14 protein-coding genes are annotated in these 21,161 nt (G+C 72.1%); 4 read left to right on the forward strand and 10 right to left on the reverse strand.

Annotated features, from left to right (window positions below; all coding sequences use genetic code 11):
• The first annotated feature begins 37 nt into the window (after positions 1-37).
• Positions 38-2,668, forward strand: coding sequence for a rifamycin-inactivating phosphotransferase (rph, locus tag ABZU53_RS25880; RefSeq protein ID WP_355068018.1), 2,631 nt, complete (start codon positions 38-40; stop codon positions 2,666-2,668).
• Here the strand turns inward: rph and ABZU53_RS25885 are convergent.
• The 8 genes from ABZU53_RS25885 to ABZU53_RS25920 form a co-directional block, all read right to left on the reverse strand.
• Positions 2,659-3,600: a hypothetical protein gene (locus ABZU53_RS25885; RefSeq protein ID WP_355068020.1), complete on the reverse strand. Its 942-nt coding sequence runs from the start codon at positions 3,598-3,600 to the stop codon at positions 2,659-2,661. The genes rph and ABZU53_RS25885 overlap by 10 nt on opposite strands.
• A 132-nt stretch (positions 3,601-3,732) precedes the next feature.
• Complete coding sequence (locus tag ABZU53_RS25890) at positions 3,733-4,788, reverse strand: enediyne biosynthesis protein (protein ID WP_354856202.1); 1,056 nt, start codon at positions 4,786-4,788, stop codon at positions 3,733-3,735.
• The gene (locus tag ABZU53_RS25895) at positions 4,785-6,755 is read right to left on the reverse strand and encodes a CRTAC1 family protein (RefSeq protein ID WP_355068021.1); all 1,971 of its coding nucleotides are present in this window, start codon (positions 6,753-6,755) and stop codon (positions 4,785-4,787) included. Before ABZU53_RS25895 ends, ABZU53_RS25890 begins: the two co-directional genes overlap by 4 nt.
• A gap of 94 nt (positions 6,756-6,849) precedes the next feature.
• Positions 6,850-8,208 carry a cytochrome P450 gene (locus ABZU53_RS25900; RefSeq protein ID WP_355068023.1) on the reverse strand — a complete coding sequence of 453 codons (1,359 nt, stop codon included), beginning with the start codon at positions 8,206-8,208 and terminating at the stop codon, positions 6,850-6,852.
• Complete coding sequence (locus tag ABZU53_RS25905; protein ID WP_355068024.1) at positions 8,205-8,744, reverse strand: flavin reductase family protein; 540 nt, start codon at positions 8,742-8,744, stop codon at positions 8,205-8,207. The genes ABZU53_RS25900 and ABZU53_RS25905 overlap by 4 nt, the downstream gene beginning before the upstream one ends.
• A complete protein-coding gene (locus tag ABZU53_RS25910) occupies positions 8,741-9,181 on the reverse strand; it encodes an acyl-CoA thioesterase (RefSeq protein WP_039905788.1) in 441 nt (146 codons plus the stop codon). The genes ABZU53_RS25905 and ABZU53_RS25910 overlap by 4 nt, the downstream gene beginning before the upstream one ends.
• Before the next feature lie 2 nt (positions 9,182-9,183).
• Positions 9,184-14,967 carry a type I polyketide synthase gene (locus ABZU53_RS25915; protein ID WP_355068026.1) on the reverse strand — a complete coding sequence of 1,928 codons (5,784 nt, stop codon included), beginning with the start codon at positions 14,965-14,967 and terminating at the stop codon, positions 9,184-9,186.
• Positions 14,964-15,947, reverse strand: a complete 984-nt coding sequence (locus tag ABZU53_RS25920; protein ID WP_355068028.1) for a DUF1702 family protein — start codon at positions 15,945-15,947, stop codon at positions 14,964-14,966. The genes ABZU53_RS25915 and ABZU53_RS25920 overlap by 4 nt, the downstream gene beginning before the upstream one ends.
• A gap of 323 nt (positions 15,948-16,270) precedes the next feature.
• Here ABZU53_RS25920 and ABZU53_RS25925 point away from each other — a divergent pair, with 323 nt between their 5' ends.
• The 3 genes from ABZU53_RS25925 to ABZU53_RS25935 are packed head-to-tail and all read left to right on the forward strand — an operon-like array spanning position 16,271 to position 19,421.
• The gene (locus ABZU53_RS25925; protein WP_355068036.1) at positions 16,271-16,801 is read left to right on the forward strand and encodes a DUF5987 family protein; all 531 of its coding nucleotides are present in this window, start codon (positions 16,271-16,273) and stop codon (positions 16,799-16,801) included.
• A complete protein-coding gene (locus tag ABZU53_RS25930) occupies positions 16,798-18,435 on the forward strand; it encodes a GMC family oxidoreductase (protein ID WP_355068030.1) in 1,638 nt (545 codons plus the stop codon). Before ABZU53_RS25925 ends, ABZU53_RS25930 begins: the two co-directional genes overlap by 4 nt.
• Complete coding sequence (locus ABZU53_RS25935) at positions 18,432-19,421, forward strand: carboxymuconolactone decarboxylase family protein (RefSeq protein WP_355068032.1); 990 nt, start codon at positions 18,432-18,434, stop codon at positions 19,419-19,421. Before ABZU53_RS25930 ends, ABZU53_RS25935 begins: the two co-directional genes overlap by 4 nt.
• 56 nt (positions 19,422-19,477) lie before the next feature.
• Here the strand turns inward: ABZU53_RS25935 and ABZU53_RS25940 are convergent, their stop codons facing one another.
• Together ABZU53_RS25940 and ABZU53_RS25945 are read right to left on the reverse strand one after the other, a co-directional pair.
• Positions 19,478-19,927: an SCP2 sterol-binding domain-containing protein gene (locus ABZU53_RS25940; protein ID WP_355068033.1), complete on the reverse strand. Its 450-nt coding sequence runs from the start codon at positions 19,925-19,927 to the stop codon at positions 19,478-19,480.
• Positions 19,928-19,962: 35 nt separating this feature from the next.
• Complete coding sequence (locus ABZU53_RS25945; RefSeq protein WP_354856211.1) at positions 19,963-20,946, reverse strand: DUF1702 family protein; 984 nt, start codon at positions 20,944-20,946, stop codon at positions 19,963-19,965.
• Between the last annotated feature and the right edge of the window lie 215 nt (positions 20,947-21,161).

The following is a 21,161-nucleotide window of genomic DNA, read 5'->3' on the forward strand; positions in this document are numbered from 1 at the left end:
CCGCCGGACACCGGAACGGACGAAGAAACGGGGCGCGATGATCGACCAGTATGTGCGAGATCTCGACGAGGTCGACGAGACGCAGGTCGCGATCGTCGGCGGCAAGGGCGCCCGTCTGGGGGCGTTGTCGCGGATTGACGGCATCCGCGTACCGGCTGGCTTCTGCGTGACGACGGACGCCTTCCGACGGGTCATGGCCGAGGTGCCCTCGATCGACGATCAGCTCGACCACCTGTCGCGCCTGAGGCCGGACGACCGGGAGGAGGTCCGCGACCTCAGCGCCCAGATCCGCCGGACCATCGAAGGGGTCGCCCTGCCCGACGACGTGGCGGCGGCCATCGGCCGGGCGCTCAGCCAGCACGGCGAGGAAGCTGCGTACGCCGTCCGATCCAGCGCCACGGCGGAGGACCTGGCGACGGCCTCCTTCGCGGGCCAGCAGGACACGTACCTGAACGTCAGGGGTCCGGCGGCGATTCGCACGCACGTCAGCCGGTGCTGGGCCTCGCTCTTCACCGAGCGGGCGGTCACCTACCGTCAGCGCAACGGCATCGACCATCGGGCGGTCCACCTGGCCGTTGTCGTGCAGAAGATGGTGTTTCCACAGGCGGCCGGCGTCCTCTTCACGGCCGACCCCGTCACGTCCAACCGGAAGGTCGCGTCCGTGGAGGCCAGCTTCGGCCTCGGCGAGGCCCTGGTCTCCGGGCTGGTGAACCCGGACTCCTACCGGGTGCGCGACGGCGCGATCATCGACCGGACGATCGCCAGAAAGCGTCTCGCCATCGAGGCGCTGCCGGCCGGCGGGACCACGAGGCAGGCGATCAGCCCGGAACGACAGGAGCAGCCGGCGCTGACGGACGCGCAGGTCCTGCGGCTGGTGGACGTGGGCCGGCGGATCGAAGCGCACTTCGGGCACCCGCAGGACATCGAATGGTGCCTGGTCGACGGTGACGTCGCGATCGTGCAGAGCCGGGCGATCACGACGCTGTTCCCCGTCCCGGCGGCCGAGGACCGGGAGAACCACGTCTACCTCTCCGTCGGCCATCAGCAGATGATGACCGACGCCATGAAGCCGTTGGGGCTCTCCATGTGGCAGCTGACGGCCATGGCGCCGATGCACGAGGCCGGCGGGAGGTTGTTCGTCGACGCCACCCGGCTGCTGGCAGCGCCCGCGAGCCGTGCCGGCTTCCTCCGCATGGCGGAGAGGTCCGATCCGTTGACCAGGGACGCGCTGGAGACCGTCCTCGCCCGCCCCGACTTCGTTCCGACGCTCCCGGACGGCGGTCCCAGCGGCCCGCCCGTCGGCGGCACGCCCGCCCCGATCGAGAACGACCCGGCGATCGTCACCGAGCTGATCGAGCGCAGCGAGGCGTCTCTCGCCGCCCTGCGGCACGACATCGCGACGGTGACGGGCCCGGCGCTGTTCGACTTCCTGCTGAAGGCGTTCGAGGAGCACAAGCGGATCCTCAGTGATCCCTTGAGCATGCAGGCGATCATGGCGGGGATGGAGGCCACCTGGTGGCTCAACGAGCAGCTGTCCGAATGGCTGGGCGAGAAGAACGCCGCCGACACCCTCACGCTGTCCGCCCCGGGCAACATCACGTCGGAGATGGGCCTGGCACTGCTCGACGTCGCGGACGTCATCCGACCGCATCCGGAGGTGGTGGCCTTCCTGCGGGACGTCGAGGACGACGGCTTCCTCGACGAGCTGCCGAGGCTCGCGGGCGGGACCGAGGTGCGCGACGCCATCCGGGCCTACCTCGACCGGTACGGCATGCGGTGCGTTGGCGAGATCGACATCACCAGACCGCGTTGGAGCGAACGCCCCACCACGCTCGTACCCCTGATCCTCGACAACATCAGGCTCCTCGAACCGGGCGCCGCCGGGCGGCGGTTCGCGCAGGGGCTTCAGGAGGCGCAGCAGAAGCGCGAGGAGCTGCTGGAGCGGCTGCGGGCCCTGCCGGACGGGGACCGGAAGGCCGACGAGACCACGCGGATGATCGACCGGGTCCGCACCTTCATCGGGTACCGGGAGTATCCGAAGTACGCCATCATCAGCCGCTACTTCGTCTACAAGCAGGCCCTGCTTCCGGAGGCCGAGCGCCTCGTGCGGGCCGGCGTGCTCCGCGAGAGCAACGACATCTTCTATCTGACCTTCTCCGAGCTGCGCGACGTCGTGCGGACGCACCAGGTCGACGACCACCTCATCCAGCGGCGGAGGGACGCGTTCCGCTTGCACCGGACGCTCACGCCGCCCCGGGTGCTCACCTCCGAGGGTGAGGCCATCGCCGGGGCGTACCGGCGCGACAATGTGCCGGCCGGCGCGCTGGCCGGCCTCCCGGTCTCCGGCGGGATCGTCGAGGGCCGAGCCCGCGTCCTGCTGGACATCGCCGAGGCCGAGCTGGAACCCGGCGACATCCTGGTCACCTCCTACACGGACCCGAGCTGGTCACCCCTGTTCGTCGCGGTCCAGGGCCTGGTGACCGAGGTGGGCGGCCTCATGACCCACGGGGCGGTCATCGCCCGGGAGTACGGCCTGCCCGCCGTCGTCGGGGTGGCGGACGCGACCAGGCTGATCCGCGACGGGCAGCGGATCCGGGTGCACGGCACCGACGGGTACATCGAGATCCTGTCACCGCCGAACGACGCCGACACCCGCGCTCAGTTGTAGGGCATCGTCGGGAACCAGCCGTAGCCGAACATCGCCGGCACCCGGACGGTCCAGTAGACGAGGGTGAAGACGCCCAGCGCGAGCAGCAGCGACCCGGTGACCGCGAGGGTGCGTGCCGGTCGCGCGGACAGCCAGCGGATCAGCCCTCCGCGGGTGGCGAGGACGACGAGTGCGAACAGGATGCCCACGATCGCGATGTTGCCCAGCGACTGCAACACGAAGGCGGCCGACCCGTACAGGGGGTTTCCGTTGTCGGCGGCCCACTGGAAGAGCTTGTGGAACAACGGGTACGGCCGGCCGATCAGGAAGGCGCCGACCAGCATGCCGAGCACGAAGACGCGGGCGAACGGGCGGCGCGCGAACGGATCGGGGACCTTGTCGAGGGCCGCGAGACCGAGGTAGATGAACGCGAGACCGATCAGACCGAAGACCACCACCGACTGCACGAGTCGTACGGGCATGCCACCGGCGGTCGTCGCCGTCGACAGCTGCGGCAGCGAGTCGCCGAGCAGGACTCCGACGAAGCCGTACGTGGCGGAGACGACGACCATGCCCAGCGCCAGCAGGCCCACCGGCCGGAGCATGAAGCGCAGCCCCGCCGCCGGTGTGCCGCCGGCGCCGGCGTGTGTCATCGGCCCGATCGAGGCGGCCATGGCGATGTTGCAGGCCGTGAACGTGCCCGCCAGGCCCGAGACGAACGCGAACAGCAGGCCCGCCGCGGTGCCGCCGATCGCGGTCGCCTTCGCGTCGTGGCCCAGCAGGGTGTTGGCGACGTTGTCGCCGATCGTCTGGTCGACGAACTGGTACGACCAGAGCAGGGACAGCGCGATTCCCGCGAGCACACTGCCCACGATCAGCGCGCCGCGCCGGTCCGAGCGTGCCGGCGTCGGGGTGGCCGCGTTGGGCGCGGCCGGTCGTTGCGTGGCGGTCATGACAGCCTCTCTCGAATTCTGCGACGGCAGGATGCGCTGACTGGCTCTCCGTCCGTGGCCCGGCCGGGCCGTCCTCGCACTGCGGATCTCCGCCTGGGAGGACTGCCGGCCGGGCCACGCGGATCGACAGGGTCAGCGGGCGATCGGCAGCTCCACCGCCGCTGGCGGTGGCACCGGCTGCACCGCGGTGCGGGCGCCCCGCCGCTCGGCGAGCCACCTGCCCCACCAGAACAGACCCCGTGCCAGGCACACGATCGTGACCGCGAAGAACAGGGTGTAGACGACGTTGAACAGCATCAGGACGCCGTACACCATGGCCACCGAGGCGCCGAACATGAACTGGAAGCGGGGCTTGGAGGGCGTGGTGCCCGGATCGGTGATCATGTAGTTGGTGAACAGCACGAACGCCACCCCGGTCATGATGCTCAGCGCCGACCAGAGCTGTACGTCCCAGACGAAGTGCCGGATCAGGGCCTGGATGACGAAGCCGCCGACCCAGCCCACGATCAGCGCGACCTTCTTCGTGAGCATCGCGTTGAGGATCGTGCCCGCAGTGAGCACCACCATCGGGATGAACATCCGGAAGACGTCGGGCACGTTCTCCGTGAAGTGGTACGGCGGCGCGACGTTGACCCAGGAGAACGCGAGCAGCGTGATGGTGATGCCGAAGTTCGACGGGTTCATGAAGTGCCGCATGCGTCCGGCGATCGGGGCCTGCAGCACCGCCTTCTGACCGACGGCCACGACCACGGCGAAGGCGATCGGCCAGAACAGGTCGTTGGCGTACAGCAGCATGTTCGCGGCGAGCGCGGTGATGTGGGTCGGCAGCAGGAACGTGTAGACGCCCCACGCGCCGTTGCCGCTGTAGGCCGGTCGGCGACCCAGGGAACGGGCGGCGACCGCCTCGATCGCGAGCTCGACCGTGTACCCGATCGCCAGGGCGAACAGCGGCCAGGTCCAGGGCTGCTCGAACCCGAGCACCGTGTAGCCGAGCACGTTGAGGATGGACATGGAGATGGCGAAGTTCCGCAGGGCCAGGTAGCGGGGGTCGCGCTTGTCCACCCGGGGTACGGGCGGTCGCCGGTCGACGCCGGCCCGGGCCCGGTCCGGCCCGCTGCCGTTGCGGGTCGCGTCGGCGACCTCGGCCGTGGTGGTCACGCCCACCGGGGCGCGTTTGACGTCCGTCATGGTGTGGTCAGCTCCTGGGCTCGGTCGGTGAGCGTGAGGTCGTGCCATCCGGCGGAGAGGGGCAGGGTCTGCTGATGCTGGACACCGTCGAGGTCGCGCCAGCTCAGTTCGACGGTGACGGGCGCGCTGCCCTGGTCACCGAGGCCGAAGAACAGGTCGAAGCTGCGCTTGCCCGAGTGCCCGCCGCCGCCGTCGAGCTGGGCGAGCTGGGTGCGGCCGTCGGCTGTGGTCACCCGAGCCTGCGCGCCGTACGCCGGGGTGCGGGCATCGTTGCCCGTGGCGGCGCCGAGCGCGGGCCGGTGCAGCCGCAGTCCGAGGAAGTCGCCGACCTGCGCCTTGGTGTTGTGGTAGTAGGCGGGCGGCCCCCACTGGCGTGCCATCGCGAAGTCCTGGCGGCCGTCGCCGTCGGTGTCACCCACGGCGACACCGCGGGTCGGGGTACGGTCGTCGAGTCCGAGCTGCGGGCTCAGGTCGACGTAGCGGCCGTTGTCCTCCGGTGCCCAGAACGCCAGCGCGTTGGAGCCGGCGATGTCGTCGCCCGGCTGCGCGTTGGGCCACATGTCCGGCTCCCGCAGCATCAGGTCGTTGCTGGCGGCCAACTCCTGCAGCCAGTTGAACCGGTTGACCGTGCCCTTGACGAAGCCGCAGGACTGCACCACGACGAGCCGTCCGCTGTTGTCGAAGTCGGCCATCTTGACGTCCCAGCCCCAGCCGACCCAGGCGAGGTTCTTCGCCGATGCCTTGTTCTCGAAGGGAGCGATGCCCTTCGACAGCCGTTCCCGCGCCTCCTGGGGGTTGGCCGCGGTGTTCTGCCAGACGAAGTTGCTCTCCTCCAGCCCCCACGACTCGGTGATGTTGCTGACGAAGGCGTCGAACCGGCCGCTGCCGCGCAGATCGGCGAAGTCGACGGCCATCCCCTTGAACGAGTCGTGGCCCACGACCAGCGACTTGGGGTCCAGCGGGCCGCGACGCCCCTCCGCCAGGGCGAACCTGATCCGGCCGGGGGCCGACACGTTGTGGAAGAAGCGGTCGTTGCCGAAGTCGTTGGCGAGGTACAGCTCGGGCAGCAGATCCCCGTCGAGGTCGGCGGAGGCCGACGCGAGCGTCCATCCGGTGGCGTACCGGGGGTCGATCGCGCTCTGCTCCTCGTAGGTGACGCTCGGCTCGGCGCCGGTGGTGGCCGCGGTCCAGCGCAGGATGTGCGCCCCGCCGGCGTTCTGCGCGCGGGACATGGAGTGGTTCATCTGCACGTTCGGCAGGCCCTGTGCGTCGAGCACCTGGGAGTCCGGGAAGTAGTTGAAGATCCCGATGTCGGGCCGGCCGTCGCCGTCGAAGTCCGCGACCGCTGTCGCGTTGGTGTTCCACAGCGGTCCCCGGTAGCGGCCGTCGGTGGTCTGCTGCTGCGGGATCAGCTCGACCGGGTGGTACGACGCGAGGCTCAGGCTCGCCGCGTTTCCGGTCTGTAGGAACACGACCGGGGTCCGTCCCCAGTAGACGACCAGCAGATCCGTCCGGCCGTCGACGTTGAAGTCGCCGGGTGTGCAGCCCATCGGGGCGATCGCCGGTCCCATCGGCAACGGCGCCGGGTCCAGCACGAACGGCGCGTAGCGGGCGCCACCGCCGGGCGCCGGAGTCACGATGGCGCTGTCGCTGCGGGGGTCGACGAGGCAGAGGTCGTTGGCGCCGCCCTGCCCGTCGAGGTCGTTGACCGCCACTCCGGCGCCGACCGACGAGATCCAGGACCGGATGTGCTCGTATTTCGGGTTCACCGTCCGGATCGTGCGCTGCGGCAGACCCGGCGGCAGGGCGATGGGCAGTTCGGTGAACGCGAACTGCGACGCCATCGCGCGCCGGTCCGCCGCGGATGCGGACGGCAGCCGCGAGATCGTGAACAGCCCCGCGACGAGTACCAGGACGAAGACGACGGGAATGAGTCTGCGCAGCGGACCCACTGGTTTCGGTGGCAACGATCCCCCTCGGGTGGTGCCCGACCCGGCCGGGTCGGGCGTTCGGGTGGTGCGGTCGTGGGTGACAGCGGTCCGCGGTCACCCGGCGGTGTCCTCAGTCCGCCGGACGCACGGTCATCGGCAGGCCGCCGCGTATGCGCAGCGACAACATCGGCTCGGGTACGACGTTGTGCGTGGCGACCGTCGTGAGCGTCAGGTCCCGGGCCAGTACGGCGAGGACGAATGCGGCCTCCATCAGGCCCAGGTGGTTCCCGACGCAGAACCGCGGCCCCGCGCCGAACGGGATGTAGGCGTACCGCGGGCGGTCGGTGGTGCGGGCCGGGTCGAAGCGCTCCGGATCGAAGCGTTCGGGCTGGTCCCAGAAGTCCGGGTGCCGGTGCAGCGTGTAGGGGCAGACCAGCACGTCGGCGCCCGCCGGCACCGCGTACCCGCCCACCACGTCGGCGGCGAGCGCCTTGCGGGGCAGGATCCACACCGGCGGGTACAGCCGCACCACCTCGTCGATGACCATCGCGGTGTACCGCAGGCGGCCCAGGTCGTCGAAGGTCGGCAGCCGGTCGCCCAGCACCGCGATCGCCTCTTCCCGCAGCCGGTGGCGCACCTCGGGATGCCTGTCGAGCAGGTAGAGCGCCCAGCTCAGCGTGCTGGCGGTGGTCTCGTGCCCGGCGAGCAGCAGGGTCACGAGCTCGTCGCGCAGCCGCTGCCGTCCGACCCGGGGGTCGGGCTCGGCCCGGGCCGACACGATGAGCCGCGACAGCACGTCGTCGCGGTCACCGGTGTGGCTCCCGCGCTCGGCGACGAGCTGGTCGACGATCGTCTGCAGACGACGGCGGGCACGCCGGAACCGCACCTGACGCGGCAGCGGCACCCAGGGCGGCACGGCGCTCAACGACGCGAGCTCGAACATGGCCTGGTCCTGCACCACGGCGAAGTCGCGCCCGATCGACGGGAACCTCCCGAGGTCGGTGTCGAGCAGCGTGCGCCCGAGCACGCCGAGAGTCAGACCCGTCATCTCCTGGAGCACGTCCACCGGGCCGTGGCGGCCGAGCGTCCGCAGCCGGCCGACGAGGGCCGCCGCCTCCTCGGCGACGATGCCGGCCTGCTGGGCGATGCGCCGGCTCTGGAACGCCGGCTGCGCCACCCTTCGCTGCTTGCGCCACAGCTCACCCTCGCTGGTCAGCAACCCGTCGCCGAGCGCTCGGCGGGCGTGCACCAGACCGATGCCCTTGTGGTAGTTGGCCGCGTTGTCGGCGAGCACGTGCTTGGCGTGGTCGGGGTGGTTGAAGAAGTAGAGCTCCTTCGGACCGACCGGCAGCAGCGCGACGTCGCCGTAGCGGGCGGCCGCCGACGTCATCATGCCGAGGCGGTCGCGGCCCATCGTGATGAGCATGCTGACGGCCGACGCGCGCGACGGACCGGGAAGGGACGGCGCCGACCGGGTGACGGCGGTCATGACGTCACCACCGCCGACGGCGTCCTCTCGAGCCGACGGAACCGGCCACCGAGGAACACGAGGGCCTCGCCGTCGCCGTCGTCGTGCCGGCGCATCCCGCACGGACGGCCCAGGAAGATCGTGTGATCTCCCCCGTCGTACGACCGCCAGAGCTCGCACTCGATGTGGGCGGCAGCGCCGCCGAGCAACGGCGCCGCCGTCCGCGCGCCCGGCCGCCACTCGGCGAACTCGAACTGCTCCTGTCCGAGCGGGCGGCGTCGGTCGGCGTAGTAGCGCGCCACCGCCTCCTGATCGGCGGCCAGCACGGAGACGCCGAACGCGCCGGCCCGGCTGAGCGCCTGGTGCATGAGGGCGTCCCGGCCGACACACACCAGGATCAGCGGCGGATCGAGGGACACCGCGCTGAACGAGTTCGCGGTCATGGCGTGCGGCTCGTCCCCGCCGACGCTGACCACCGTGACACCGGTGGCGAAGGTCCCGCAGACGCGGCGCATCAGCACCGGGTCCGTCAACTCTTCCGTACCGAAGGTCGTCATCGCCGGACCCCGGCGGCGGCATAGGGTTCCAGAGCGCGTTCGAGCGCTTCCGGGACCCGGGTGGGAACGGTCCGGTTGTTCGGGCCGCGCATGCAGGCGACGCGCTGGGCGCCGCGGGCGACGAGTGTCTCGCCCGCCGGTCCGGTACGCACATAGTCGAAGCCGAACTCGAGCTGCGTCTGGGCCAGTTCGAGCAGTCGCATCCGGACGGCGATCTCGTCGAACGCGGTGATCTCGGCGAAGAACTCACACTCGACCTTGAGCGTGAACAGCTTGAGGTCGTCCTGCAGGTCGGCGAGGACCGTCGGCGCCCGGTCCTTCAGGAACATCTCCCGGCAGCGGCCCTGCCACCGCAGGTAGTTGACGTAGTAGACGTTGCCGACGATGTTCGTCTCCTCGAACCCGACGGTGTGCCGCAGCTCGTAGTAGCTCTCCATGCTCATCCCTCCGCACCGGCCAGAACAGTGATGACGACTCGTCCGTCGCTGCCGCGCAGGCTCGTGACGAACGAGGCGGCCCGAGCGCCGCCGGCGGCGAAGAGCACCCAGCCGGGACGGGCCGTACCGCCCAGGACGAGTGGGCCGCGCATCGGCAGGCCGGCCTTCTGCATCGCCTCGACCGCGGTCCAGACCCGGGTCGAGGCGGTGTCGGCGTCCTCGCCCGAGTCGCCGGCCAACTGCTCGGCGAGCCCGGCGTGGGGGCCGAGCAGGCCCTTCCACTCCTCGGGACTGCGCCGCGCCACGCTCTCGAGGTCGCAGCCCAGGACGCCCGCCCCGGCGACGGCCAGCGTCACCCCGGCGCCGTGCGCGATCGAGACGGTGTGCTCCCCGGCGACCTCGGGCCGACCGTCCGGCCGGTAGGTGATCTCGACCGGCCGCCCGAGCGCCTGCCCGACGGCGCGGGCGCTGTCACGTCGGCGCGTGGCGGAGCGCTCGCCCGGCTCGGGTGCCGGGGCGTCGGGCTCGATGGCGACGGCGACGCCGGTGAGCCCGAGGTCTCCCAGCCCACGCTCCAGGTAGGGGCCGAGCAGCGGCGCCACCCACGGGCCGGCGCCGTCCTGCTTGCGGACCGCGCGCAGCCGCAGTCCCTCCCACCGCTCGACGGTCATCCCGGACTCCGTGCGCAGGGCGATGTCGTAGACGTACGTGTCGCCGTCGCGCTCGCGTTCGGTGGCGCAGTACCGCAGCTCGCGGGCGGACGACAGCTTCTCCCCGCCGGGGTGGATGCGTTCCACGCCGACGGGCAGCAGCGTGGCGTCCGGTACGCACACCTGGTTGCCGTGCATGAGCGCGTCGCGGACGCCGGGGTCGCCCAGCAGCAGCGTCGCGGAGACGTACGGGGCGAACCACGCCGTCGAGTCGTCGGCCTCCACGATCGCGTCCACGTGACGGGCGGCGGCCCGGTGGTACTGCCGGATCCGCTGGAACCGGCCTCCCTGGAACAGGGTGCCGCCGTACAGGTCGTCGAGCGGGGCGATCGAGGCCGGCGCGAGACCGTCCGGCACCTGGTCCGGAGGGCCGTCGGGCACCGTGTCGGCGCCGAGGCGCAGCCGGGCGGTGAAGTGATCGGCGGTGAAGCCGGTCTCCTCGCTGCGGATCGCCACCTCGATGACGTCGTCGTCGGTGACCAGGGCAGCCACCCGGATCCTCGTGTGCCCGTGGGGCGCGACGATGATGGGCCGCAGGAACTCCGCCCGCTCGATGACCGGGAGGACGTCGGCGCCGGAGAGGGCCGCGGCCACCTGCGCCATGGCCTCCATCCCGAAGACCGCGGGGAACAGCAGGTTGCCGTCCAGGTCATGATCTTCGAGGTAGCGGTCGGTGCCGACGTTGAGTTCCGTCTCCACCACGAGTTCGACCTGGTGGTAGCGGATCAGCGCGCGGTCGACGAAGCGCAGCAACGGCAGCGCCGGCTGGTGGTACCGGACCGTGTGGATGCCCTCGGTGCGGCCGCTGATCACCACCACGACCGGCGCGGTGGTGTCCGCGACCAGACGCCGCAGGATCGCGATGCCCTGGTCGGGGGTGATGGGCGTGACGCCCTCGCGGCTGAGCGACTCGACGACCGACAGCCGCTCCCCCATGCCGACGCCCGACCAGACCGACCACTCCAGGCACCGGGTGCGGCACTCGGGGTACGCCCGGGAGAAGGCCGTGGTCTCCTCGGCCAGCCAGTCGTTGGCGGTGGCGTAGTGCGCTTCGCCCCGCAGCCCCGCCCGGCCGATGATGCTGCCGAGCGTCACGAGCAGCCGGAGCCGAGGCTTCTCGACCGCGTCGAGCACCGCCCGCAGGCCGTCGACCTTCGGTGCCAGGGTGTGACGGAACGCGGCCGGGTCCAGGCTCGCCAGTCCGGCGGGTTCGTTGCGGCCGGCGCCGTGCAGAACACCGGTGATCGGCCCGAGTTCGGCGGAGAGGTCCCGCACCGCCTGCCGGACGGCGGCGGCATCGGTGACGTCGGCGCGGGCGTACCGCACGGTGACGCCGGCGGTGGCGATCCGGGCCAGGTTCGCGGCCAGTTCGGCGTCCTCGGCGGGGTCGGAACGGCCCAGCACCGCCAGGCTTGCGCCACTGTCGGTGGCCAGGGCGAGGGCGCACTCGGCAGTGATGCCCTTGCCCCCACCGGTCACCAGCAGCACGTCGTCCGCGCCGAGCGGGGCCTCCACCGTCGCGGGGCGTACCGGCAGCGCGCGGAGCGTCGGGACGCGCCGCACCCCGTCGTCGTAGTGCACCTCGGTGAAGCTGGTCGTCGCGGCGACCTCCCGCACCACCAGCTCCACCGCCGAGTCGCTGGCGGCCGGCAGGTGCACGACGGTGACCAGCACGGACGGCGCCTCAAGATGCAACGTCCGGGCGATGGCCGCCGCGCCCCGACCGTGCCCGACCAGGACGAAGCGGGTGCTGCCGGCGGCGAGGGCCTGCTGCGCTCCCCGCAGGGCCGGCTCCAGTTGCTCCTCGGTGCAGTCCGGTGGCAGGCAGACCAGAACGCCGCCACCGAGCCCGGCCTGTTCGAGCGCCGCGGCGAGGGTCGCGGCGAACGGGTGCTCCGCTGACGCGTGCGCGTGCCACGGACCGTTCGCGGCGGTGGCGTCGCCGGGAACCGCCGGCAACGGCACCTCGTCGAGGTCGAGCCGCCAGGGCCGCGCCCAGCCGGCCACACCCGCCACCACAGGCGTGGCGGTGGCGTCGCTGTCCCGGGCCGTACGCGCGAGGGTCTCCATCGTCGCCGCGAGTTCCCGGACGGTGGCGGTCGCGAAGTTGAGCGGCATCTGCGCCGGTGGCAGCTCCAGACGCTGTGCGAGCTGGTTGGCCACCTGGCCGATCGTGATCGAGCTCAGGTGCAGGTCGTCGAGCAGGCGGCTGTCCGGCCGGACGAGTTCGATCGGCAGCTCGGCGCGCTCGGCGGTGAGCCGCCGCATGAGGTCCTCGGTGGACTCCTCCCCCACCCCGACCGCATCGGCGGTGGTGGACGGCGGCGCCACGGCCGGCCCGCGCTCGATCGCCGCGCTGAGCTCCGGCGCCTGCTCGCAGGGGCTGGTCAGGAAGGAGAACGCGGCGCCGACCTCCAGCGGCCGCACGAACCGCCCGTCGAACAGCGCCGCCGGGGCCGGGGCCGCGCCGACGACGTACGCGGCGCCGGCGACCCGCAGCAGACTCGCGAGCGAGTCGTTGTCGGTGTCCACGGCGACCGCCGGGACGTCCGTGACCGTCGTGGCCAGCCCGGTTAGCACCCGCCCGGGCCCGACCTCGACGAACAGGTCGGTGTTCTTGGCGGCGAACGCGACGGCCTGGTTGAACAGGACCGGGTCGGTGATCTGGCGGCGCAGGAGGCCGCGCACGTCGGTGTCGGCGGGCAGCACCTCACCGGTGACTGTGGAGACGACCCGGGCGCCGACCTGGTGGAAGGTCTCGCCCGCGAGGGCGTCGGCGAACGTGTCCGCGGCCGGTGCGACCAGCGGGGAGTGGAAGGCGTGCGAGACCCGCAGCCGCGTCGCGCTCAGGCCGGCGGCCCGAGCCTTGTGGCAGACCGCCTCGATCGCGTCGACCGACCCGGAGACGACGGTGTGCTGGGGCCCGTTGTAGGCGGCCACGACCACCGGCAGCCCCGCGATGATCCCGTCGACCGTCTCGGGGGGCGCTCCGATGTCGGCCATCGTGCCGGCCTGGCTGTGCCCGGCCATGGTCCGGCCCCGGACGCCGGCGACGCGCAGGAGCGTGTCCTCGTCCATGACGCCGGCCCACTGCAGGGCCACGATCTCGCCGAGGCTGTGCCCGATCGCGGTGGACGCCTCGATGCCGAGCAGCGCCAGGGCGTGCTGCCCGGCCAGTGATCCGGCGACGATGCGCGGTTGGGCGACCTCGGTCGCGACGACGTCGCTGCCGGTGGGCAGCGCGGCGCGCAGGTAGACGTCCTCGACCTCGGCGAACCGCCGCCGCAGCGCGCCACCGCTGACACCGCGTCCGGAACCCTGCCCCGGGAAGAGGAAGCTGATCCGGGCCGGGCCGCTGACGTGTCCGAGCAGGAACCGGCCGTCGGGGCGGATCAGTGTCGTCTCGCCGGATTCGGCGGCCTCACCCGCCGCGGTCAGCAGCCACTGCGCCTCCTCGGGTGACGAGGCAACGACCGCGGCCCGGAACGGCCGGTCCTGCAGGTCGCGGTGGAGCGTCGCCGCGAGATCGCCCAGCTCCGCGTACGAGATCGCGGACACGAAGGTGCCCAGCTCGGCGAGCCGAACGGCCAGTTCCGGCGCGGAGGCCGCGTCCACCAGCAGCAGCTCCGCGTCCTGGGCGGAGGCGGCCAGGGTACGGACGCGGCGATCCGGCACGGGCCGGCGCGGGCCGTGGCGTTCGAGCACGACGTGCGTGTTGATGCCGCCGAAGCCCATGGCGGTGATGCCGGCCCGCACCGGGACCGCGCTCGGCCACGCTTCGGCCTTGCGCAGGGTGCGCAGCCGGGCGCCGTCGGCGGTGAGAAGCTCGTGGGGGTCGACGGAGCCGACGCTCGGGGGAAGCACCTCGTGGTGCACGGCCATGGCGGCGCGGATGAAACCGGCCACCCCGGCGGCGGCCTTGGTGTGACCGATCATCCCCTTGACCGAGCCGATGACGGCCGGCGGCGCGTCGGGATTCGCCGTCTCGCGAGCGCTGGACAGCGCGGTGAGCTCGGTGGTGTCCCCGACCTTCGTGCCGGTGCCGTGACCCTCGAACAGCCCGACGGTGTCGATGCCGAAACCGGCCCGGTCGTACGCGCGGTGCAGGGCGAGCTGGTAGCCGTCGACCTCGGGCCGGGTGATGCCACCGCGGCCGTCGGACGAGACGCCCCAGCCGGCCACCGAGGCATAGATCCGGTGACCTGCCTCGGCGGCCTCGTCGGCGCGCATCAGGACCAGCATGCCGCAGCCCTCACCGGGCCAGAACCCGTTGGAGGCGCGGTCGTAGACCCGCATCTCGCCGCTGGCCAGGGCGCCGGTCTTCGCGAAGCCGATGACCTCGAACGGGTCGATGGACAGGTCGACACCGCCGGCGATCGCGACGTCCAGTTCTCCGTCGAGCAGTGCCCGGCACGCGGTCACCACGGACAGCAGCGAGGACGAGCAGGCGCCGTCGACGGTGTAGCCGCCACCCTTGAGATCGAAGTGGTTGCAGATGCGTCCGGCGATCGTGTTCGACAGGGCGCCGGCGAGCGTGTCCTCGTTCACCGGCGGGAACGGGCTCTTGTACGCCTCCTCGTAGGTGGCGAGAAAGGCGGACAGCTTCTCGTCGTCCCAGCCCTCTGCCCGCAACGCCGCGGCCACGGTCCGCCGCACGTACGGCCAGCGCAGCCGCATCTGGTTGGCCCGGGAGAACTCGCCGGTCAGCGTGTTGCCCACGATGACGCCCGTGCGCTCCTGGGGCAGCCCCTCCCCCGCCGGGAAACCCGCGTCGGCCAGTGCCGTCGCGGCGGTCTCCAGGGCCAGCCAGTGGGCCAGATCCGTCGACCGGTACGTGCTGCCGGCGACCTTGTAGCCGACCCGGTCGAACTCGTAGCCCTCGATGACGGCGGCGTTGCGGGCGTAGAAGCGGTCCGGGGCGGCCGGGTCGGCGTCGAAGTAGTCGTCGGCGTTCATCCGGACGTCGGGGAGCCGCCGGAACGCCCGGCGACCCGCGATCGCGTTCTCCCACAGTTCCTGCGGTGAACGGGCGTCGGGGTAGCGGCACGCCATCCCCACCACGGCGATACTGGTCATTGCTCACTCAGCTTTCGGGTCGCTGGCGACGGGTCGAAGGCGTTCCTGATGCGCTGACGCCACACCTCGTAGGCGGGCAGGACGTCGTCCGGGGGCAGCCCGACCCGCGCCTCGTCGGTCACCCGTGTCGCGTCGCTCACCGTCATGCCGCAGAGGACACGGGTCGCCAGCTCGTTGTGCGGGGTGACGAGATCGGCACGCAGCCGGGCCGCGGCGCCGAACGACGCGCCCTGCGCGAGGTCCGGCCGGTACGGTCCCGCGCACTCGGCGAGCCAGGTCAGTTCCCGCTCACTCGCGCCGCCCGCGTAGCAGACGGCGAGGCCGGCCCCGGCGTACAGGTCGCGCCGGCGGTCGGCGGGGAACGCGTCGAGGAGGCGGACGAGCTGCTCCGGGTCCGTTCCGGCGACGAACCAGCAGGCCCGGCCGATGCCCTGGTCGATGGCGCGCACCGAGTAGTCCCGGGGGCCGTCGGCAGGCCACGCGAAGGTGGACGGCCGACGCCGCTGGCGCACGTACCGGTCGGTCTTGAAGTACGCCTCGTGGAACCCGTACCCGTCGAGGACGAGCCAGCGCAGCAGCGGGTCCGGGGCGTACAGCCGGGGCCACAGCAGACGCGGCAGGCGGGCCATCGCCCAGCCCACTCCGACGTACGCCATGTAGACGTGCTCGTCGTGGTCGGCGAGGAACCGCGCGACGTGCCGCGGACGCCCGGGCAGGGCGTCGCGGATGGCGAAGGCCATCGCCGCACCCTCGTAGGCGAAGCCCCGGTACGCGGCCGGCGTGGCCTCGACCGTGGGTGCCGCATCTGCCGGGCCATTCGCCTCGGCGGCCGCCCCGAATCCGTGCAGGAACGAGCTACCGACTGTTTCGAGGCGCTCGCGGGCCTGCTCGTTCTTGAGATGGAATCCGCGCGTGCTGACTTTGGTCTGCCCCACGTCGGGGGTCATGATACGGCGTCGAAGTCTGGTCAATGAACTCATCGTATGCTCCGGCCCTCCCGCTGAGACCTCATTCTTACGCGACTATGTGGAGCGAAACTTCTCCTGCATTGCGGCGGTCGCCGACGGCGTCCGGGGATCGGCAGGTTTCCGCTGCTCACCGGCATCGGTCAATGGTGGAGTGGATAGTGGACAGCGGAAATGACCATTACGGGCCGGTTAGCGCAACACAGGAGATGAACGCGGGGGGTGGCCCATACCACGATGACTGGCATCCGAACGACACCTCCGGAATTGACGTCCGGACTTCCGCAAAGGAGCGTGCCGTGGAATCCGACGAAGCGGCCGAACACCGGGTGCGCACGATGATTCTGGAGGCATTCGCCGACACCATCATCCCGGGCGAGAAACGCGGCCCTGACGATGCGGCGATCGCCGGCGTCGACGTCGGCGGCGGTGCCGTCGCGGGCGGCGCGATCGAACTGCTCGAAGACCCCGCCGGAGGGCTGGCGCCGGCGCTCGACACGATCTGCGTGGAACTCGACGAGTACGCCCGGGAGCACGCCGCCGCCACGGGCCTCGACCTGAACCCGGACCTGCCGCCCTTCGTGGGCCTGCCGTTCGAGGCCCGGACCGCGCTGATCGAGAAGCTGACCAGCCCCGATCACCCGGACAAGCAGATGTGGGTGGGGCTGGCGCTCTTCTGCAACATGGCCTTCGACAGCGCGCCACACCTGCACACCGTGGACGCGTTGGCCGCCGGGCATCCGGGCCTGCTGGCGATGGGGTACGAGACGCCCGAGCCGGACGGGCTCTGGCGGTTCCCCACGTTCTCGTACGGCCGGCAGCTCGCCAACCCGCACCCGTCCACCACCGCCACGGGGAGCCCGGCATGACGGCCACCGAGTCCACCGACGTCCTGGTCATCGGCAGCGGCTTCGGCGGTGCCATCGCCGCGTACCACCTCGCCGCCGGCGGCGCCCGGGTGAAGGTCTTCGAGCGTGGCCCGTGGCTCAAGGCCGACGACTTCGAGCACGACTTCAAGCTGGGCGCGTCGTACACCCGGGTCTTCGACTTCGTCATCGGCGACGGCATGAGCGTGCTGGGCGGCAACTGCGTGGGCGGCGGCAGCGTGGTCTACTTCGCCACGATGCCGCGGGCGCCGCGCTTCGTCTTCGAGCGCCACGGCAGCATCGGGCGACGCATGTGGCCCGCCGCCATCAGCCGCGACACCCTGGAGCCCTGGTACGACCGGGTGGCCGAGGCGCTGCCGGTGACCCAGCAGACGTGGGACCGGGTCCCGTACGCCGGTGGCCTGTTCGCCGCCGCCTGCCACCACGCCGGACGTACCGCCAACCCGGCGCCGTCGGCCATCGACGTGGGCATGTGCACGAACTGCAACTGGATGATGGCCGGCTGCCGCTTCGACGCCAAACGCTCGCTGCTGCTCAACTACCTGCCGGCCGCCCTGGCGCACGGCGCCGAGATCCGGCCGCTGCACGAGGTGCAGCACCTGGTCCGTAACGCCGACGGCAGCTACCGGGTCCACTATCGCGTCGTCGACGAGGAGGACTACCGGATCCTGCACGGCGAGGGGACGATCGACGCGAAGATCGTCGTGATCGCCGCCGGCGCGGGCGCCACACCGGTGATCCTGCAACGCTCGGAGCCACACCTGGGCCGGATGCCGCACGCGGTCGGGCGGTACTTCTCCGGCAACGGTGAGCGCCTCAACACGGCCGTGTTCGACGAGGACCGGGTCCGCGAGGTGCTCAAGCTGTCGCGGCCGGACGGACGGGCCTACGAGGCGTACCAGATCGGGCGGGGTCCGACGGTCGCCAGCTGGGACCGGCTCGACGGCGCCCTGCCCGAGTTCGAGCGCTACTCCCTCGAACAGCTCTACTTCCCGCCCGCGCTGGGCACGATCCTGGCGCAGGTGCCCGACGCGAGCCCCAGCTGGTTCGGCCGGGACAAGAAGGAGATGCTGCGCCGCTGGCAGTCGTGGCTGACGATCTTCACGATGTCGGAGGACGACAACGAGGGCGTCTTCGGCCCGCCGCCGGAGACCGGCAACGCCCACCGCTTCTCGCAGCAGATGCTGGGCCACGGCCCGCTGCGGTACCGGCCCACGGCGAACACGTGGCGCGGATGGTCGCTGGCCGACGCCGACGTCAAGGACATCCTTGAGCGCGACGGGCTGTCCCGCGTGATGCCGTGGACGAACGACCTGGTGGGCGCGTACACCGTGCATCCCCTCGCCTCGTGCCGCATCGGCGACGACCCGGCGACCTCGGCGCTGGACGACCGCCACGAGCTGCGCGGGCACCCGGGCATCTTCGTGACCGACGGTTCCGCGGTGCCCGGCGCGTTGACGGTCAACCCGGCCTCGACGATCGCGGCCCTCGCCGAACGCGCCATGCCGGGCATCGTGCGGGCCGCACAGGAGCGGGGTGTCGAGGTGACCTACGGTGCGCCGTCGCCGGACGGCGAGACCGCCGGACGGCGTGCGGTCGCCCGCCTGCGGTCATGAGTTTCACGGTCGCCGGGCTCACGCGGCGGGCCACCTTCGCGCACCTGCGACACGTCTCCCCGGTACCTCCGGAGGCCGCGCCGGTGCGGGTCCGTCAGGTGTACGAGCAGGTCGAACGCGACTTCGGCCTGCTCGCGCCGCCCATCGCCCTGCACGCCGCCGCGCCGGGACTGCTCGCCGCGGCCTGGTGCATCCTGCGGGAGACCCTGCTCGTCTCGGGCACGACGAGCCGTCGGGAGCGCGAGGCGGTGGCGGCCGCGGTGTCGGCTGCCAACACCTGTCCCTACTGCGTGGACGTCCACCAGGCAGCCGTACGCGGGCTCGGGCGCCGGGGCGCCTCGCCGCCGCCGCTTCCGACGGTCCTGTCGCCGGAGCTGATCGGCGTGGCCGTCGACTTCCACTACCTCAACCGCATGGTGAACGTCTTCCTGCGGGACTCACCGCTGGCGGCGGTTCCCGCTCCCCTGCTCGGTGGCGCCCGGAGCGTCGCGGCACGGTTGATGGGTCGGCTGGCCGGCCGGGAGGCGGTGGCCGGGCAGTCCCTGCCGCTGCTGCCCGGCACGGCCGGCACGGTGCGGCGCCTGCCGGACGACCTCCGCTGGGCGGCGGGGCTGCCACACGTCGCCGCCGCCATGACGGGAGCGGCGGCGGTGATCGAGGACGCCGGGCAGCGGTCGGTGCCTCCTGCCGTACGCCTGCTGGTACGCGAGTGCCTCGTCGACGACGACGCTCCGGACGACCTGGCGGGGGTGGCGGACTGGCTCGACTCACGGCTGGCGGGTCTGTCCTCTGCGGACCGGGCAACCGGACGACTGGCGATGCTCGTCGCCTTCGCCTCGTACCGGGTGCCCGACTCGGCGGTGGCCGCGGTCCGTGCCGAGGGCCACGACGACGCGGCGTTGCTCGGCCTGGCGGCCTGGGCCGCCCTGACCGCGGCACGCCGGCACGGCGACGCGCTCGCCACGGCGTACGAAACGGCGGGTTGACCGGCGAACGTCGGCCGGCCCCGGCCGGGGCCGGCCGAGCCGGCCCCGCGGCGCTGTCAGACCTTCGGCACGTCGAACAGGGAGGGGAACTTCGCGATCAGCGCGAGGTCGCCCCGGGTTCGCAGTCGGCCCTTCATCGTCAGCACGACCGGATGCGCGTTGCCGGTCACCACCAGCAGGAAGTCGGCGCCGCCGATCGTCAGCGTCAGCTTCGGCTCGCGATCGGCGACGGGCGACACCCGGCACACCCCGTCCGCGATCTCCAGCTGGTAGCGGTCGACACCGCCGTCGGGCCGGTCACCGATCACCCAGTGGATGACGGCGTCGAGACCGGCGGCCCGGTCGGCCCGGAACACGTCCGGCATCCGCCGAAAGATCTCCTGCAACAGGGCGTCCCGGCGTTCCCCACTCATCAGCGCGCGGACGTCCGGCATCGGGGTGCTCTTGACGAAGATGGCGAGATCACGGGGCGCCAGCGCCGCCGGATCGGCGTTGTTGGTGGTCATCGAAGGCTCCTCTGGTCGTCGTCCGCGCGCGGGTCCTAGCTGTCGCTGACGCCGGCGGGCTGAATGACCCGCTCACGGATCACCCGCCGCCACTCCTCGTAGGCCAGGCCGTCGGCGGGCGCGTCGACCGCCGCGGCATCGGCCAGCTCGGCGGCGGCCTCCGACGACAGGCCGGTCAGCGCCCGCGCCGCCGCGTCGGTGTGCTCCGGGCAGTAGCCCGCCCACGTCCGCGCCTTGGCCGCGAAGACCGCGCCCTGGGCGAGGTGCGGGCCGTACTCGCCGGCCAGCGACCGCAACGACTCGAAGCCCGCGGTGTCGCACCCGCCGGCGAACGTCGCGGCCAGTCCCACACCGCTCCACAGGTCCGCGCGGCGCGGGGCCGCGAAGCCGTCGACGGTCGCGGCCACCGCCGCCGGATCGGCCGCGTGCCGGAACCACAGCGCCCGGCCGACGCCCTGGTCGAACGCCCGCGGGAAGTAGTCGGCGTGCCCCTGCCACGGGTACGGCCGCGGCCGTCGCTGCCCGACGATCCAGGTGGCCTGGTCGAAGTACGCCTTGTCGAAGCCGTAGCCGTCGACGGCCAGCCAGCTCATCGTCGGGTGGTAGGGGATCCCGGTGAGGTCCGGCAGCACCTTGCGCCACAACACGCGCGGCAGCCGGGCCATCGCGAAGCCGATGCCGATGCAGGCGAGGAAGTAGTGCGGGCGCCCCGGCCCTTCCAGCAACTCACGGGTACGGGAACCGCCTGCCGTCGCATCGAGCACGGTGTAGGCCATCGTCGCGCCCTCGTAGGCGAAGCCACGACGTTCCGGGTCCACGAGAGCGAGCCGGCGTTCCAGCTCGGCGACGCTCGGACCCTCGATCCCCCACTCGAAGCCGCAGACCACCGCCTGCGGGATCGCCTCCAGGTGGACTGTGGTGGCGGAGGCCGTGACCGGGAATCCGAGCGCGGCGAAGGAGACCTGCTCCAGCGAAGGCGCGAGAACCATGCGGCGCATCGACCCGAACACTCTCGACATACCGGCCACCCTTCGTTCGGTGCCACGGCGGCGGTCACCGCGACGATTTCATCCTGGCCGGGTTCGAGGAGCCGCGCGTCTCCGAGCGTGCCCGGTCGGTTCCCGGCCCTGCGCTGGGCTTTCGGCGTGGTCGCGCACGGTCGGGTGGGACCGGCGTCGTCGCCCCGTACCGGTCGGTGAACGCCTGGGCCACGGCGGCCGGCACGAGTTCGCCG

The sequence above is a fragment of the Micromonospora sp. NPDC005194 genome (genome assembly GCF_040608335.1).
Lineage (GTDB): Bacteria > Actinomycetota > Actinomycetes > Mycobacteriales > Micromonosporaceae > Micromonospora.